14 protein-coding genes are annotated in these 14,475 nt (G+C 57.2%); 9 read left to right on the plus strand and 5 right to left on the minus strand.

Features of this window, described 5'->3' with window-relative positions; genetic code table 11:
• Positions 1–23 precede the first annotated feature (23 nt).
• The gene (locus tag ACID345_RS20430; protein WP_011524740.1) at positions 24–1,001 is read right to left on the minus strand and encodes a carboxypeptidase-like regulatory domain-containing protein; all 978 of its coding nucleotides are present in this window, start codon (positions 999–1,001) and stop codon (positions 24–26) included.
• 168 nt (positions 1,002–1,169) lie between these two features.
• Here ACID345_RS20430 and ACID345_RS20435 point away from each other — a divergent pair, with 168 nt between their 5' ends.
• Together ACID345_RS20435 and ACID345_RS20440 are read left to right on the plus strand one after the other, a co-directional pair.
• Positions 1,170–1,967 carry a cytochrome b/b6 domain-containing protein gene (locus tag ACID345_RS20435; protein ID WP_011524741.1) on the plus strand — a complete coding sequence of 266 codons (798 nt, stop codon included), beginning with the start codon at positions 1,170–1,172 and terminating at the stop codon, positions 1,965–1,967.
• A complete protein-coding gene (locus ACID345_RS20440) occupies positions 1,964–2,725 on the plus strand; it encodes a molybdopterin-dependent oxidoreductase (protein WP_011524742.1) in 762 nt (253 codons plus the stop codon). Before ACID345_RS20435 ends, ACID345_RS20440 begins: the two co-directional genes overlap by 4 nt.
• Before the next feature lie 69 nt (positions 2,726–2,794).
• On the opposite strand, the gene ACID345_RS20445 is transcribed toward ACID345_RS20440, so the two are convergent.
• Positions 2,795–3,235: a hypothetical protein gene (locus ACID345_RS20445; RefSeq protein ID WP_041855938.1), complete on the minus strand. Its 441-nt coding sequence runs from the start codon at positions 3,233–3,235 to the stop codon at positions 2,795–2,797.
• A gap of 282 nt (positions 3,236–3,517) precedes the next feature.
• Between ACID345_RS20445 and ACID345_RS20450 the strand changes: the two genes are divergently transcribed.
• Complete coding sequence (locus ACID345_RS20450) at positions 3,518–4,363, plus strand: enoyl-CoA hydratase/isomerase family protein (RefSeq protein WP_011524744.1); 846 nt, start codon at positions 3,518–3,520, stop codon at positions 4,361–4,363.
• A gap of 69 nt (positions 4,364–4,432) precedes the next feature.
• A complete protein-coding gene (locus ACID345_RS20455) occupies positions 4,433–5,701 on the plus strand; it encodes a hypothetical protein (protein WP_011524745.1) in 1,269 nt (422 codons plus the stop codon).
• Between the two features lie 18 nt (positions 5,702–5,719).
• Here ACID345_RS20455 and ACID345_RS20460 read toward each other — a convergent pair whose 3' ends face one another.
• A complete protein-coding gene (locus tag ACID345_RS20460) occupies positions 5,720–7,102 on the minus strand; it encodes a right-handed parallel beta-helix repeat-containing protein (protein WP_187148877.1) in 1,383 nt (460 codons plus the stop codon).
• A 399-nt stretch (positions 7,103–7,501) separates the two neighbouring features.
• On the opposite strand from ACID345_RS20460, the gene ACID345_RS20465 reads away from it, so the two are divergent.
• Entirely contained in the window at positions 7,502–8,617 is a 1,116-nt protein-coding gene (locus ACID345_RS20465) for a hypothetical protein (RefSeq protein WP_011524747.1), read from the plus strand.
• A 127-nt stretch (positions 8,618–8,744) separates the two neighbouring features.
• Here the strand turns inward: ACID345_RS20465 and ACID345_RS25915 are convergent, their stop codons facing one another.
• Positions 8,745–9,968 carry an OmpA family protein gene (locus tag ACID345_RS25915; RefSeq protein ID WP_011524748.1) on the minus strand — a complete coding sequence of 408 codons (1,224 nt, stop codon included), beginning with the start codon at positions 9,966–9,968 and terminating at the stop codon, positions 8,745–8,747.
• Positions 9,969–10,198: 230 nt separating this feature from the next.
• Here ACID345_RS25915 and ACID345_RS20475 point away from each other — a divergent pair, with 230 nt between their 5' ends.
• On the plus strand, positions 10,199–12,268 hold the full coding sequence (locus ACID345_RS20475; protein WP_011524749.1) for an alkaline phosphatase D family protein: 2,070 nt from the start codon (positions 10,199–10,201) through the stop codon (positions 12,266–12,268).
• A 116-nt stretch (positions 12,269–12,384) separates the two neighbouring features.
• Here ACID345_RS20475 and ACID345_RS20480 read toward each other — a convergent pair whose 3' ends face one another.
• The gene (locus ACID345_RS20480; protein WP_187148878.1) at positions 12,385–12,852 is read right to left on the minus strand and encodes a hypothetical protein; all 468 of its coding nucleotides are present in this window, start codon (positions 12,850–12,852) and stop codon (positions 12,385–12,387) included.
• Between the two features lie 183 nt (positions 12,853–13,035).
• Between ACID345_RS20480 and ACID345_RS20485 the strand changes: the two genes are divergently transcribed.
• From ACID345_RS20485 to ACID345_RS20495, 3 genes are read left to right on the plus strand one after another with little or no spacing between them, the layout of a single operon-like run.
• Positions 13,036–13,383, plus strand: coding sequence for an ArsR/SmtB family transcription factor (locus tag ACID345_RS20485; RefSeq protein WP_011524750.1), 348 nt, complete (start codon positions 13,036–13,038; stop codon positions 13,381–13,383).
• Complete coding sequence (locus ACID345_RS20490) at positions 13,370–13,867, plus strand: SRPBCC family protein (RefSeq protein WP_011524751.1); 498 nt, start codon at positions 13,370–13,372, stop codon at positions 13,865–13,867. Before ACID345_RS20485 ends, ACID345_RS20490 begins: the two co-directional genes overlap by 14 nt.
• Before the next feature lie 43 nt (positions 13,868–13,910).
• Positions 13,911–14,474 carry a DinB family protein gene (locus tag ACID345_RS20495; protein ID WP_011524752.1) on the plus strand — a complete coding sequence of 188 codons (564 nt, stop codon included), beginning with the start codon at positions 13,911–13,913 and terminating at the stop codon, positions 14,472–14,474.
• Position 14,475 lies beyond the last annotated feature (1 nt).

Genomic DNA, 14,475 nt, shown 5'->3' on the forward strand with positions numbered 1-14,475 from the left:
TTTCGAGAATTGGAATTTACAACCTACTTCGCCGGGGCTTCCAATTTCGCCAGGGCTTCTTTCACCTTGGGGGCCATCGGCGAGTTGGAATCTTCTTTCAGGAAAACGTGATACTCGTCTTTCGCGTGCTGATTGTCGCCCTTGTCGGCATATACCTCGGCAGCGATCAGATGCGCTGCAGCGAATTTCTTATGGTCAGGCAACGCATGCACTTTCTGCGCGGTCGCGAGTGCTTCGTCGTTCTGCCCATTCCTTAATTGGCTGTTCGCAAGAGCCAGCAGCAGCTGTGCGTTCTTCGGATCGTCTTTGGTGGCATGAACCAGATACGGCTCGGCGTCCTTGAACTGGTGGTTCTCGTAATAGAACTGGCCGAGAAACAGGTTCGCCTGTTTCAAATGTTCATCCAACTGCGCCGCCGTCTTGAACGCCTCCACCGCCTTGGGGCCCTGGTTTAAGTGCATGTACACCAAACCCAGGTCGTTGTAGGCCATCGCATACTTGGGATAGATCGTGACTGCTTTTTCCAAATGCTCCCGCGCAGCGTTGTAATCTTTCCCTTGCGACTTGTCCTCGCCCTTATCGAATTCTTTCCTAGCATCCGCTGGGATATTCGCGTCCACAGTCGCTCCCGGCGCCGAATCGCCCATCTGGCCGGACGGCTTCACCGGCACCGTTTGGTTGGAGCGCGGGCCTGCATCAGTGAGGTCAATGACAGGTGTTTCCGTCGTCACGATTCCGGGTCCCGACACTCGCAATCTGTAGTTGCCCGGGTCCATCCTTGGAAACGTCACCTGGCCCGACGTATCCGTAGATCCAGAGGTCACGCTGCCTCCGTACTGGCCCAATACCTCGACGCGATTGTTAGGTCCAGCGGAACGCCCGTTCTCGAAAACCACGCGCACGGAGAGGTCTGTCACCTTCGGGATGCTCGCCGGAGCTTGGGCCGCAAGTTGCATCGCAAACGCTGCGATGAAAAGAACACCTAGGTAAATGGGCTTCATAGCGAACTCCCGTGAAGCAGGTCTGAGAAGCGCCCAATTCTACCGCAAGCGAAGCTGCTGGTCAGCCATCGTATTTACCCGACTGCACGCAACACAGGTTGCATCCGCACGTCCGACAGTTGTATCGTCAGCCTCCATACGAACACCACGCGGAGATTAGCAGGAGAAATGGCGAATAACATGGTAGTCAGCGCGACCAATGCGGGAGCCGCCGCCGCTTCCGTGGCGACGACGCGCCTGAAACCCGCCGGAGTCCGCCCACCGCCGCGCCACGCCGCCTTCGTTCGCGTGACGCACTGGCTCAGCGCGATCGCCTTCCTCGCACTACTCGTCACCGGATGCGAGATCGTTCTTTCGCACCCGCGCTTCTACTGGGGAGAAACTGGAAACGTCAACACCGGCACTCTCTTCAAGATTCCGGTGCCATCTTCCCGCGCTCTCGTTCCCACCGGATACGGATACGTGCTCCCCGACCAGAATGGCTGGAGCCGCGCCCTTCACTTCCAGTCGGCTTGGCTCATCGTCTTCGTCGGCATTATTTATGTCGGGATCGGCTTCGCCAAAGGTCACTTCTGGCGGACTCTGTTGCCCTCCCGATCTCAGCTCTCGCCCCGCGCGCTTGCGTCGTCCTGCGCCGATCATCTGCGCTTCAAGCATCCAAGCGAAGACGAGGCTTACTCCTACAACGTCCTCCAGCGCCTCTCCTATCTCGCTGTGATCTTCGTCGCGATTCCAATGATCGTCTGGACCGGCCTCGCCATGTCGCCCGCATTCACGTCGGCCTTCCCGTCGTCTGTCATATTGCTCGGCGGCCGCCAGACGGCGCGCACGCTGCATTTCTTCCTCACGATCCTCCTGACGCTCTTCCTGCTCGTACACGTCTTCATGGTCTTTTTTGCCGGATTCCGAAAACGCATGGCGGCTATGATCACCGGACGCGTGCCGCAACCGAAGGAGCGTGCATGAGCAAGATCTCTCGCCGCGGATTCATCACCACCGGGATCGCCGCTGCCGCAAGCCTCTCCGGCGTGGCCGTTGCGGCCAAGCTCGCCGGAAAATACGGGCTCGTTCCACCCGATCACGGCGGGCTCTACGGTCCCGGCGAGACCCTCACTTACGCCGCGCAGCGCCTGCTAACGCGCCACTCCGTGGCTCGTGAATTCGATCGCAGCCAGATTTCCGCCAAACCACTCGCTAACGAGATCACTCCACTGCCCGCCGAATTCAAGCGCCACGAAGCCGCAGGCTTCACGGACTGGCGCCTCATGGTCGAAGGCATGGCCGCGATGCCCACATCGTTCTCCGTCGACGAATTAAAGAGCTTCCCCTCGCACAGCCACATCACAGAGATCGCCTGCGAGGAGGGCTGGTCCTACGTCGCCGAGTGGAAGGGCGTCCCGCTCTCGTACATCCTCGATCGCGTCGGCGCGCTCCCGCAGACCCGCTACGTCGTCTATCAGTCGATCCAAATGCCGGATTGGTGGGACAGCCTCGATATGGCCGACGCGCTCCACCCGCAAACACTCATCGCAACCCACATCAACGGCGCGGACCTTCCTGTCGGCTTCGGCGGCCCTCTGCGCATGCGCGTTCCGCGCCAACTCGGCTACAAGAATATTAAGTTCATCAACAAGCTCATCCTTACTGACAACATCAAGCGCTTCGGCAAAGGCCTCGGCTCGTCGTCGCCCGAAGCCGGTTACGCCTGGTACGCGGGAATCTAAGGAATCTGTTACGGCCAAGAAAAATCCCAGCTCGCGCTGGGATTTTTCGTTATCGAAACTCTGATTCGCTTACTTCGCCGGACAGGTTCCGTTGCCCTTGCCAACCTTGCTGACGGCAATCGAGTCCGCCTTCACGTCGCCCATCACCTGCACTGACTCGCCGACATGTGCTGACAACTTCGACCCGTCAGCATTCGCGGGAAGATTCAGTTTGAATGACTTTCCTGAGGCATCCGTAAGCGTGAAGTTTGGACTGCTGCCGCCAAGACAGCCCTCGGTGATCGCACCACCCGCTGCCGGTGCACCACTTGCCTGAGGCGTAGCCTCGGGCGAAGTGCTCTGCCCTGCCGCGCCCGGCGCTGCCGAAGTATCAGGCATCGAAGAAGATTGCCCCTGGGACGCGCCCGGCGCACCCGCCGGCGCCCCGCTCTGGCCTGCTGCGGGCTGCTGTACTCCCGCCCAAGCCAACGTGGACAGCATAAACGTCGCGAAAATCATTGCTTTCTTCATCAGACTAAAACCTCCAGAGATTTGCGCGCTGTTTTCACACCGCAGCAAACCTCGCCAGAGGCCGCGGCACTTGCGCATCGTCCTTTAGAGGCAGGATGGTGGTCCGGTGTCTCCTCCGAACATGAAAATTCGAGGTACTCACGTCGTTGCCTGGGATCTCGAGGCCATGGCCCCGATCAACGTCCCCATACCAACGTCTGATTGTTCCCCACGGCAAGCTTCTGCTCTGATGTCCCTATTGCGGTACACGGCGCAAGTGATCGTGAGTTGAGGAACAAACCCATGCCAAACAGCGTTCATGAAGTGAATCACAACCTGCCCGCCCTCTCAACGATCTCCTTTTCCATAGAAGAGCGCGTGCTTTTTGCAGAACTTTCTGCTCCACCCATGAACCTCCTCGGCCCAGATCTGGCGCGCGACCTGGTCTCTCTTATCAAATACGCTGAGTCCGACGACAAAATTCAAGTGCTCGTCTTCAAAAGCGCCGATCCCGCTTACTTCATCTCGCACGTGGACATGACGAGAGTTGGCGAACTCAAAGCCGAAGTATCGAAACTCGAAGGCGCTGACTCGCTGGCCCTCCTCTTTCACCATCTCAGTGCAAGCCGCCTGATCACCATCGCCCAGATCGAGGGCCGGGTACGCGGCGTTGGCAGCGAGTTTGTTCTCGCGTGCGATATGCGCTTCGCCGCCCGTGAAACTGGCATCTTCGGCCAGCCCGAAGCCGCGTTCGGCCTCATTCCCGGCACGGGCGCTGCGCAACACCTCACACGTCTCGGTGGCCGCGCTCGGGCCCTCGAGATCCTGCTCAGCGCCAACGATTACGACGCCGACCTCGCTGAACGCTACGGCTGGATCAATCGCGCGCTGCCCGCCGCCGAACTCGATGGCTTCGTCAAATCACTCGCGCATCGCATTGCCCAGTTCCCCGCCGCCGGCCATGTCACCATCAAGCAGCGGGTCAATGCAATCGCCCTCGTAGCCGCCGATGAAGTCAGCCGCGACTCCAACCTATTCGTCGAGGGCGTGCGCAATCCCGAAAGCCAGCAGCGAATTCAATCAGCTATGAAGAAGGGCTTGCAAACTCGCGACGGCGAAATGGAGCTAGGACGCATGCTCGGCGAGTGATGCAGACAAAGCACAAGTCAGGCATTACACTCATCCTTCCTATCGCGTGACAACCGAACGGGTAAAGGGATGATCCCCTGGAAGAACCGCATCGTTTTGCTGACCGTGGCTCTCCTGAGCATCTCTCTTCCCATCTTTCTGATGACCGGCTACACCGCCCTTTACTGGGCGTGGCTCCGGGCCAATCTGAATGCGGCTCTCCCATACCTGCCGTGGGCTAGAAATTTTGGAATGATTGCCGTGCTGGCCGCTGCTGCGGCTCTGGCCATCCTGTTCTCTTCGAAGACCTTCCCGATCTCCCCGAAGATTCGACTCGTGCTTTCGCTGCTAAGCACCGCTGCGATCGGCTTTTTTGCCGAGTTCAGAAACGAAGGCAAGTTTTATTTCAAGACTCGCGTCCATGTTTTCGGACCGGGAACGTGGATCCACGATGGACTGAACCATGTCGGCTCTTCCGCCGGCGATGCTATCTATCGCATCGAGTACTCGCATTGGAACGATTTCCTGATGGGCCCGGCGATCGTCAGCGTCCTCTTTGTCCTGGTGTTCGCTAAGATCTACAATGCTTCCCAAAATCAAGGCCCCGTCGGCCTAAGCCCATCCAGTTCGGATGACCTCGATCATGCCCTGCGCTTCGCGCGCATTCTCATGAACGTCGGCCTCTTCTGGTTTTTCCTCCAGGCGTGGGGCGAGAAAGCAGGCTACTGGCGCAATCCCCACTCCAACGATGAGATCGACCTGCCTTTCGAGTTCGCCGGAACCATGCTCGGCTTCTGGATGGCGCGCACCCTCACCAAACCCTTCGGCAAGGAGCCGGAAAAGTTCCGCTCTACGTTCTTGATCGATTTCGTGTCATCCGGAGCTATCGGACTTCTGTACACGCTCATCGTCGGTCCGCTGACGGAGAGTGTTGCGGGCAGCGTTGCGCACGCCCTGTATCCGGTTGTTCCCGGCTCGCTGGACGCCCACGAATACACGCCGCTGCAGCAACACCTGCGCCCGCTTGAACTGCTGCTGCTCGCCGCAGCCATGTGGTGGGGTCTCAACCGCGCAGCCAGACATGAAGATCTGCAGAGCATCAGCGGCGACTACGAACCGTCGACAGAGGTCGAGAACAGGTGGAGCGTGCCAATGACGATCGCCAAAGCTCTCGCAATCGTCACTGCCTATCTGCTGATCCTTGCGGCAATTCTTTCGCTCATGGAGCCGCAAGGCGTCCTCTGGACGCTGACGGCGATAGGCGCGGCATTCGGCGCCGGGACCGCGGCGCTCCTTCTGATCTGGCACGCCGCGCGACAAGGCTTTACCACAGCCCTCGGGAACAAATCTTCCCGATAAACAGCCACGCTCGAACCCTTACGGCGCACCGGTCGAAACGGTTCCCGTCAACTCCTGTCCGGCCTTCTGCATGGCAGTGAAGGAAATCCAGGTGGATCCGCCCCACAACCAGTGATAGTACCCACCGTTCTTCTTGTAGTACTTGTCGTTGTTGAAAGTCACGTTGGTCGCGGTATCGAGATTTCCTGAGAGCCCAGTGCGACCCGACTTTGTTCCGTCGAAGATCATGATGTTGTCGTGCACGTGAACGTCGTGGGTGTTCATCCCGTCGCGTTGACCTTCCGCGACCCGGATCGCGTCAATCCCGTTCACCGGAACTTCCGCGGTATTGCCATAGACCTCCGCATACCGGGAAAGCGAAATCAGGATGCCCATCTTCCTGTTGCCGCGCACGACATTGTTCCTGAGCGTCAGGTTCGACGCGAACTCTTCGGCAATACCCACCAGGTTGTTAATGCTGGTGTTGTTTTCGACGACCGAGTCAGTGTTGTACATGTCTTCCCACAATCCCGTGCCGAGGTTGTCGTGAACGTAGTTGTAGCCAAGCAGCAAATGGCTGGTATCCGTGACTTTTGCGCCTCCCGCTTCCCAGAAGTTCATGTAGCTGGCCTGGTTATTGTAGGCGAAGGTGTTGTGTTCAATCGTGATATACGCGCCGTGGCCGGCAAGCCCCTCCTGGCCGTTGCTCGACGAGTTGCAGTACATCACCTTGCTGTAGTTTCCGATGGCAATCCCGGCCCCGTGATTGTGCATGACATTCACGTTGTGGATGTACCAATGCTCCGCCTTGCCGTTCGGCCCTCCGATCGCACCCGCTTGCGGGGGCGTCGCATAGTTCTTCACGGTGAGAAAGCTGATTTGCACACCGGTCGCGGCTCCCCGGAAGGCATACGTGGTATAGGCCCACTCCACCACGTGTCCAGCCGGATTGGTGCTGATGTAAATCGTTCCCGTGGTGAGGTTGTAATACCAGTGTCCCGCCGCCAGACTGCTGAGCGAACTCACCGGGCGTTGCAACTTTCCATCAATGAACAGATCGTTCAGGATGTAGCAACGCGCGTGTCCCGGATTGCAATGGTTTGCGACGTAAACCGTTGGATTCAGCGGCTCGATTTTCGTCCAGTACTTGCCATTCGGTTCCATCGTTAGAACCTTGGCGCCATTCAGGATGACGCCGGTCGATGATTGCCCGACAAAGATATCGTTGTCTTTCGGAATGATCGATTGCATGCGATACGTACCCGGAGTGAATACGAAGGTTGACCCTGCAGGAGCGTTCGCGACCGCTGCGGCCACGTTTTCGCCCGGTTTAAGTGTGACTGTGCTGGCAATCGCCCTGCTCCCCCAAAGCATGACGAACTGTAAAGTGACAACTGCGAACAACCCCATGGTTCGGCCCATTGCGTTTCTGCTTTCACACATCCGTTTTGGTGTACTTTTCGCACACGTAGCAATGGATGCACCTGCTCATTTGTAGGTGCGTTGCGGAACATGCGCCAGAATGCGACGGAATCTCTGTTTTTTATTCGCGACAGATGCATTAAGGCAGACAACCCGAAGCGGAGTTGCTTGATTGCGAAACATTGCAATCGTCAGCGGGAGCCGAAAAGCGTCATTCGTTGCTACGTCACCTTCGCGCTAAGCCTCTGAACCTAAAGTGCTTTCACGCAAATTCCACGCCGCGTTTGCATCTCCGTGACATTGCTGGTTTGTAGCGGGAGCAGTGTTAGCGATGGTTATGTAAGCCCCCGCGACCCGATTCCCCTGCGTGTTGGCTTCGTCACCCAGGAGGTTTCCGACATGAGTCTCTTCAGGAAGTGCGCATCCACGTTGTGTCTCGTTACCGCGATCGCATTCGTACCAGCAAGCGCGAATGCAAGTTCGTTCATAGGACCGTTGCATGTCACGCCCGGTCCATCAACAGTGCCCGCCAACGGCGACGTGAATCCATACGGAATTGTCGTTGTGCAGAAAAGTTCGGGCAAGCTGATCCGGGGACACGTCCTGATCAGCAACTTTAACAACAGTGCCAATCTGCAAGGAACCGGAACAACCATTGTTGATATCGCTCCCAACGGCTCGCTCAATGTGTTCGCGGAAATCAGCGCCGCGGGCCTGCCCGGTCCATGTCCGGGCGGCGTTGGCCTGACCACCGCGCTCTCGGTGCTGAACAACGGTTGGGTGATTGTCGGCAGTCTTCCTACCCGCGATGGCACTTCCGCGACCGCCAAACCCGGATGCCTGCTCGTGCTTAATAACATGGGCAAAGTCGTAGAAACATTTTCCGGCGTCAAATGGAATGCCAACATCAACGGCCCGTGGGACATGACGGCGCTCGACTTCGGCAACTTTGCTGAACTATTCGTGACCAATGTTCTGAACGGCACTGTCGCCGCAAACGGCAGCGTAGTACATCGCGGCACGGTAGTTCGCATCATCATTTCTGTTCCGACACCTTCTTCCGGCAAGATGCCGCAGGAACTGCTGCGCACCGTTGTCGGCTCCGGCTTCGCGGAACGTACGGATCCGGCCGCTCTCGTCCTTGGACCCACAGGTCTTGGTCTCTCCGAAGACGGCACGCTCTACGTGGCTGACACGCTGAACAACCGCATCGCCTCGATTCACGACGCAGTTCTCCGTCTCAGTTCGGCAGGTACCGGACACACTGTCTCGATGGGCTCTCATCTCAACCAGCCGCTCGGAGTAACCGTAGCACCGAACGGCAACATCCTCACCGTCAACGCGGGAGACGGGAACATTGTTGAGATCTCGCCTTCAGGTTCACAGGCGGCGGTAAAGACGATTGATACCAGCGGCGCCGGTGCCGGCACGCTCTTCGGAATCGTGCTCACCCTCGACAGGAAAGGCCTCTACTTCGTGGATGACGGCGACAATACGCTGGATCTGCTTCACTAACCATGTCGCTGCAGAAGCCCCGGCATCGCCCCGGGGTCTCTGTTTCCAACCAAAAACAAAAGTGGAGCGACAGCAGGGTGCCCCGGGTCTCGTGTTTTTCGAGACCTGGGTCCAGCGAAACTTAATATCACTTCCCCGCTTTGCACTTCGGGTCGGCGATCTCCACCCGGCGATTCTTCATGCGGCCATCGTCAGTCTTGTTATCGGCGACAGGCATTGTCTTTCCGTAGCCCTTCGCAGTCATCCGCCCTGGTGCCACGCCGTGCTGCGTCAGCCACGTCATCACCGACTTCGCGCGCGCCTCCGAGAGCGTCTGGTTATACGCGTCTGTACCAACGTTGTCCGTATGCCCCTGCACTTCAACATTCAGTGAGGAGTTCGCCGTGAGCAACGCGCCGACTTGTCCCAGCGGCCCATCCGATTCAGGTTGCAGTGTCGCCTTATTGAAGTCGAACAACACGCCGTAGATCGCCACGTGGCAGTCCGCAATGAGCTTCGACTTCATCTGATCCGGTGCGGCCTCTTTACCAACCCGAAAGCTGTACTCCTCGCCATGATCGATGAGGTATGCCCACAAATTGCGCCCATGTTTGCCATAGTGCGCCACGATCACTTCCGCGTTAGGCGTTTCCTGTTCAATGTCCCAGCCCGCTTTGAGAAGCGCGTCGTGATACACGGCTACGAATAAGATCTGCGAGCCATCGTTCAGCGAATAGTTCCGCAGTACCGAACCGTTGGCCACAATCTCGTCCTGGCTCGCTCCCTTGGGTGTCAGACGGAAGGGCGTATCTTCTTCTTGGCCGCCGTGCGCTACTGACCCCGGCATCGGTGTGAGATACGGGAAGTCGCCCTTCCCTCCTGTCGGCATCTTCTCCGGCGTTTGCGCCGGCTCATGCAACGTCATCGAGATCGGTGGCGGCGTCACTTCGATAAGGTCCATGGTGAAGCGCATCGGTGAGGCCCCATCGTCGACGCTGGCGTTCGCCCAGGCGTCCACGCCGTTCTGGTTGTAGCGCAGCACGATTAGCAGGCCTCCATGGGGGTTCTCCGAAATGATGGTCCAACCGCTCTTCACGACCGTCGGCTTCACCGCAGCCCAGGTTTCGTAGCGGTCTTTATAAGATCCTGGAATCGGCACCCAGAGGTCCCAGTGTCGCCCGCGCCGGTTGATCTGGTTCTCTCCGTAATGAGGAAATGTCGATTGCCCAAAGTTCTCGTACGGATAGCGCTGCTGGATTTTTCCCCACGTGGAAAGGAAATCGACTTCAGCTGGGGGTTTGGAGTTTTGCGCGACAGAAGGAATCGCAAGGACTACCGCAACGAGCAGCAGGTAAATCCGCGCCGATGGCATCGCGGAATGCTAAACGATGCTTTGCCTGTCCGAAAACTGCGCTTAGGTGGTGAAAACCTCGGCGACTCACTCTCTCTCTCTTTGGAGATGCGCTGACCAAAAGCGGGTCGCAGGGTCGGCTTTTGGCCACGAATCACCGTGTACTCGTCCCAGCGGCGACAAACTCTCCCCAAGTCTCGCGAGAATAGCGAGTCAAATTTGGGCGACGAAACTTCAGGAGCTAACAACGAATGACTTTCAATCGGCGCGAGTTTCTCGCCATGGCTGCGGTGCTGGGTGCGAACGCAGCATGGGGACGCGGATTAGGTTCACCATCGAGCGTTGCGTGGCAGGAGCGGCGCGATTTCTACCCGGAAGGTGTCGCGTCGGGTGATCCTGATAGCAATAGCGTTCTGCTGTGGACGCGGCATCTGCCCGGCAGTTCACCGGTTGAAGAACTGACTGTCGAAGTAGCACTTGATGAATCGTTCCGTAAAGTGATCGCCAAGCACACCGCCAAGGTCTCACCAGCAGCCGACTGGACTTGTCGTGTACTGGTAGGCGGTCTGAACCCGGGACACGTTTATTGGTACAGATTTACCGACCACAACGGCTTCGGCAGTCGAATCGGTCGAACCATGACGGCGCCGAGCGACGACGATCCGCGCCCGGTGAGATTCGCGTTTGTGAGTTGCCAGAACGCCAACCTTGGTGCTCAGAACGCTTACCGCCGCATGATTTTTGAAGACGAGCGAGCCGACGAAGCCAACCGCCTCGGGTTTGTGCTTCACCTCGGTGACTTCATCTACGAACTCGTTTGGTATCCGGAAGACAAGGCCACCTATTACGATCGCCAGGTCCAGGACATCGTTCGCTACCCGAAAGGTGAAAAGGTCAGCAACTTTCATATTCCTGTGGATGTAGATGACTATCGCGCTGTCTACCGCAGCTACCTGCACGATCCCGATCTCCAGGACGCGCGCGCGCGATTTCCGTTTGTTCCCATGTGGGACAACCACGAGTTCAGTTGGCAAGGATGGCAAAGCTTCGAGGTGTTCGACGGAAAAACGAGACCGGCGCAGACGCGCAAGGTAGCGGCCATGCAGGCGTTCTTCGAGTATCAGCCGGCGCGAATGGCGAAGCCCAGCGGTCCTTCGCTCGAACAGTTCAATCCGCCGACCGTCGCTGATGTCGCAGTGACGAAATTCGACGACAACGGTCTCGGACAAGAACCGAATAACCTCGCAGCCATCAACAGCCTTAAGGGCTACAGGTCGTTGCGCTGGGGGAAGCATGTCGAATTGATCATCACCGACGAACGAAGCTACCGTTCGCCGGACCCCGGAACCGACCTCGACGGCGATGCGCTGTTCAACAAGGATTTCTCCGAGTTCATTCCGGAAGAAGTCATGGAGATCATTGACGCTGGTCGCGAATATAACGGCGGCAAACCTCCGGACGCGATTCCCTTTGGCGATAAGAAGGTCGCGAACACGCAAAAGAACCGCCCGCCCCAGACCATTCTCGGCGCAGAGCAGAAAAAGTGGTTTTTTGATCAGTTGCGAGAATCGAAGGCGACCTGGAAGATTTGGGGAAGCACTACGGCCACGCTTCCGCAGCGGGCAGATCCGCAAAACCTGCCGCCAGGCATTACCTCCAGTAAATGGCCCGGCGAAGCGTATGCGAGCATGGGCGGCGCCGATATGAGCACGGCCTCCCACGAACTAGGCCAAATCTATGACTTCGTCCGGCAGCATGAAATCACAGGCTTCGCTGCCGTCGCGGGCGACAGGCACAGCTTCTGGGCAGGGTTAGCTTCGAAATCTCTTCCCCCAAAACCATTCGATCCCGTCGGCGTGGCATTTGTCGTGGGTTCCATTTCGTCTCCCGGCGGTTTGGAAGCTTATGAACACAAAATGGCAAAAGACGAGCCCTTGCGCTCACTCTTTATAGGTCAAGCCCCCGCAGACACCAAGCCGCAGCCGACCATCAACATGCTCTTAATGCACGGCGTTCGCTCCTGCCTCGAATACTGCAAGAGCGGTGACCTCGCGAAAGCACGCGCACTCTCAAATCCCAGCATGGCGCCGCAGATGTCGTTCGTCGACATCGGCGGACACGGCTATGCGGTCGTCCAGGCCGCAGCGAATGAGCTCGAAACAGAATTCGTTTGCATTCCGCGCCCGGTGCGTCGCATTGACAGCCCGGATGGAGGTCCAATCCTCTACCGCGCGCGTAACCATAGCCGGCTGTGGCGAGCGGGCGAGCCGCCAAAGCTAGAGAGCACAGTGGTGGAAGGAGAAGCACGATTTTCGGTTTGAGGCGGACCGAGTTGAGGGAAAACAGATCGAACGGAAGCGCGACAAACGATCGCATTACATTGGATAAGATCAACGAACACCTTCGTTTTCGCCGATCCGCTTGATCTCTCAGATCCCTAAAGATTCGGTCGTCGATTCCCGATCCGCTCCACAGTATAAGTCGGACTCAGACAGCCCGACCGATAGCTGAAAACTAGGAACCATATCTCGCCGTTGATCGCTTGATCATGCTCGGACTTGAGAATTTTCTCCACCGCTGTCGTGATTGCCTGTTTGTGGCGCTCGAATAACTCTCCCGCAACTTTCGAGGCTTTGCTTTCATCGACCGTCAACACTGTGCTTTGCCCGCCGAAGCTTTCCGAGTTGTACTGAGCGGTCAATAATTTAAGCGATATAACCCCTGTCGCGTTCCTTGCAAATGAAATGTCTAGCGAGGCCTCTTTTGCGGACACATCATCAAGCTCCGGATTTCTGATCTCAGGCGATTGGCAATCCACCGCAGCGCGAGGTCCCTTGAATTGAGTGTGCCCAATTGCCGTAACGACGAGAACCACGAGCGTAGAAAACAGGAAATGTCTTAGCATCTTAAAAAGGCGCCTCCGGGACGATTTTAGAGCTCTCGCCCTGCCGATCTGACGCTGTCCTTCTCCCACTTCTCGAAATCGCGAGAAGTGGGGCACCGTGCGCACTTTCATCGTCAGGTGAATGAGCCACGGTTCAGGAATCGCCAAATACACATTTGACATCGATACAAAATCCACTACCATATGGTTGTGGATAGTCTCGACACAACATTCGCGGCTTTGTCCGATCCAACCCGTCGGGCGATGATCGAACGGCTTTCCCGTGGGCCGGCCTCGGTGCATGGATTGACGAAGCCCTTTGCCCTCTCGCAGCAGATGATTTCAAAACATATTGCCTACCTCGTGCGAGCGCGGATCGTGATCAAGACCAAGCGTGGACGCGAGAGTATTTGCACCCTTAGGCCACAGGCGATAAAGACCGTCAGCGACTGGACGATGGGTTATCGCCAATTCTGGGAAGAGAGTTTCGACAAGCTGGACGCAGTTGTGAAGCAAATGAAAAAAGCGGAGGTCGGACATGACAAAAAATGAGCCCGAGCGGATGGTTGTCACCAGAATTTTTGATGCCCCACGCGAATTGGTTTGGAAGGCGTGGACAGACCCGAAATACGTGATGCAGTGGTGGGGGCCGAAAGGTTTTACAGCACCTGTTTGCCAGATAGATTTTCGCGTGGGAGGAAAATTTCTCTTCTGCATGAGAACGCCGGATGGGCAGGTGGGCTGGAATGGCGGTGAATACCATGAGATTGTTCTGCACGAGAAGATCGTTTCCTCCATGTACTTTTCCGACGAGGAGGGAAACAGGCTTGAGCCCGCGCAATACGGAAGCGAGCATGAGTCCATAGATGCGTACGACGTGGTCCTGTTTGAGGATCTTGGAAACGGCCGGACGAAACTCACCTTCATTGGAAATGAAACCATGCAGAACGCAATCCAGAGCGGTCAGTTCGAGGGTTGGAAAGAGACACTTGATAAAGTTGCCGTCGTTGTTGCGGGGATGACGCAGGCGAAATAGGAAGCTGAACCGTGGTTCGCGAAACTCAATCCTGGAGATAGAAATGAAAAGACTTTCGCTTCTCGCTATCGTCCTGCTGGCATTCGCATTTCCCGGGAATGCCCAGGACTCAATTAAAAAACATCCAGCCGTCAAACCTGCCGATCCGGAATTGAAAGTCGTGCTCGATTCCTGGAATGACATTGGCCGCAAGCTCACCGAGATGGCCGAAGATTTCCCGGAGGACAAATATGACTTCAAGCCAACCCCCGCGCAGCGCAGCTTCGCCGAGCAGTTGCTGCACGCGGCCGGTTCAACCTACTACTTCACCAATCCAGCGATGGGGCTGAAGCCTCCCGCGGCAGAAGATCCGAAGCGTGACCAGTACAAAACCAAGGCCGATATCGTCGCCTTCGTAAAGAAATCCTTTGCCGACGGAGCCGCCGCCATCCAGTCGAAAGGCGACAAAGGCCTGTTGACGGAGGTCGTTTATTTGCCTGACCAGAAAGCGCGCGTTCTCGACATCGCATACGGCCTCATCGAACATAGCGGTGAACACTACGGCCAGCTCGTTGTGTACTACCGCCTCGCAGGCCTTGTGCCTCCGGAGTCGCGGCCCAAGAAGTAAA

The organism is Candidatus Koribacter versatilis Ellin345 (genome assembly GCF_000014005.1).
Taxonomy (GTDB): Bacteria; Acidobacteriota; Terriglobia; order Terriglobales; family Acidobacteriaceae; genus Korobacter; species Korobacter versatilis_A.

Bases quoted from the DNA above. Each gene is read 5' to 3' on its own strand.
- ACID345_RS20430 (WP_011524740.1), bottom strand. From the start codon at position 1,001: ATGAAGCCCATTTACCTAGGTGTTCTTTTCATCGCAGCGTTTGCGATG.
- ACID345_RS20435 (WP_011524741.1), top strand. From the start codon at position 1,170: ATGGCGAATAACATGGTAGTCAGCGCGACCAATGCGGGAGCCGCCGCC.
- ACID345_RS20440 (WP_011524742.1), top strand. From the start codon at position 1,964: ATGAGCAAGATCTCTCGCCGCGGATTCATCACCACCGGGATCGCCGCT.
- ACID345_RS20445 (WP_041855938.1), bottom strand. From the start codon at position 3,235: ATGAAGAAAGCAATGATTTTCGCGACGTTTATGCTGTCCACGTTGGCT.
- ACID345_RS20450 (WP_011524744.1), top strand. From the start codon at position 3,518: ATGCCAAACAGCGTTCATGAAGTGAATCACAACCTGCCCGCCCTCTCA.
- ACID345_RS20455 (WP_011524745.1), top strand. From the start codon at position 4,433: ATGATCCCCTGGAAGAACCGCATCGTTTTGCTGACCGTGGCTCTCCTG.
- ACID345_RS20460 (WP_187148877.1), bottom strand. From the start codon at position 7,102: ATGGGCCGAACCATGGGGTTGTTCGCAGTTGTCACTTTACAGTTCGTC.
- ACID345_RS20465 (WP_011524747.1), top strand. From the start codon at position 7,502: ATGAGTCTCTTCAGGAAGTGCGCATCCACGTTGTGTCTCGTTACCGCG.
- ACID345_RS25915 (WP_011524748.1), bottom strand. From the start codon at position 9,968: ATGCCATCGGCGCGGATTTACCTGCTGCTCGTTGCGGTAGTCCTTGCG.
- ACID345_RS20475 (WP_011524749.1), top strand. From the start codon at position 10,199: ATGACTTTCAATCGGCGCGAGTTTCTCGCCATGGCTGCGGTGCTGGGT.
- ACID345_RS20480 (WP_187148878.1), bottom strand. From the start codon at position 12,852: ATGCTAAGACATTTCCTGTTTTCTACGCTCGTGGTTCTCGTCGTTACG.
- ACID345_RS20485 (WP_011524750.1), top strand. From the start codon at position 13,036: ATGGTTGTGGATAGTCTCGACACAACATTCGCGGCTTTGTCCGATCCA.
- ACID345_RS20490 (WP_011524751.1), top strand. From the start codon at position 13,370: ATGACAAAAAATGAGCCCGAGCGGATGGTTGTCACCAGAATTTTTGAT.
- ACID345_RS20495 (WP_011524752.1), top strand. From the start codon at position 13,911: ATGAAAAGACTTTCGCTTCTCGCTATCGTCCTGCTGGCATTCGCATTT.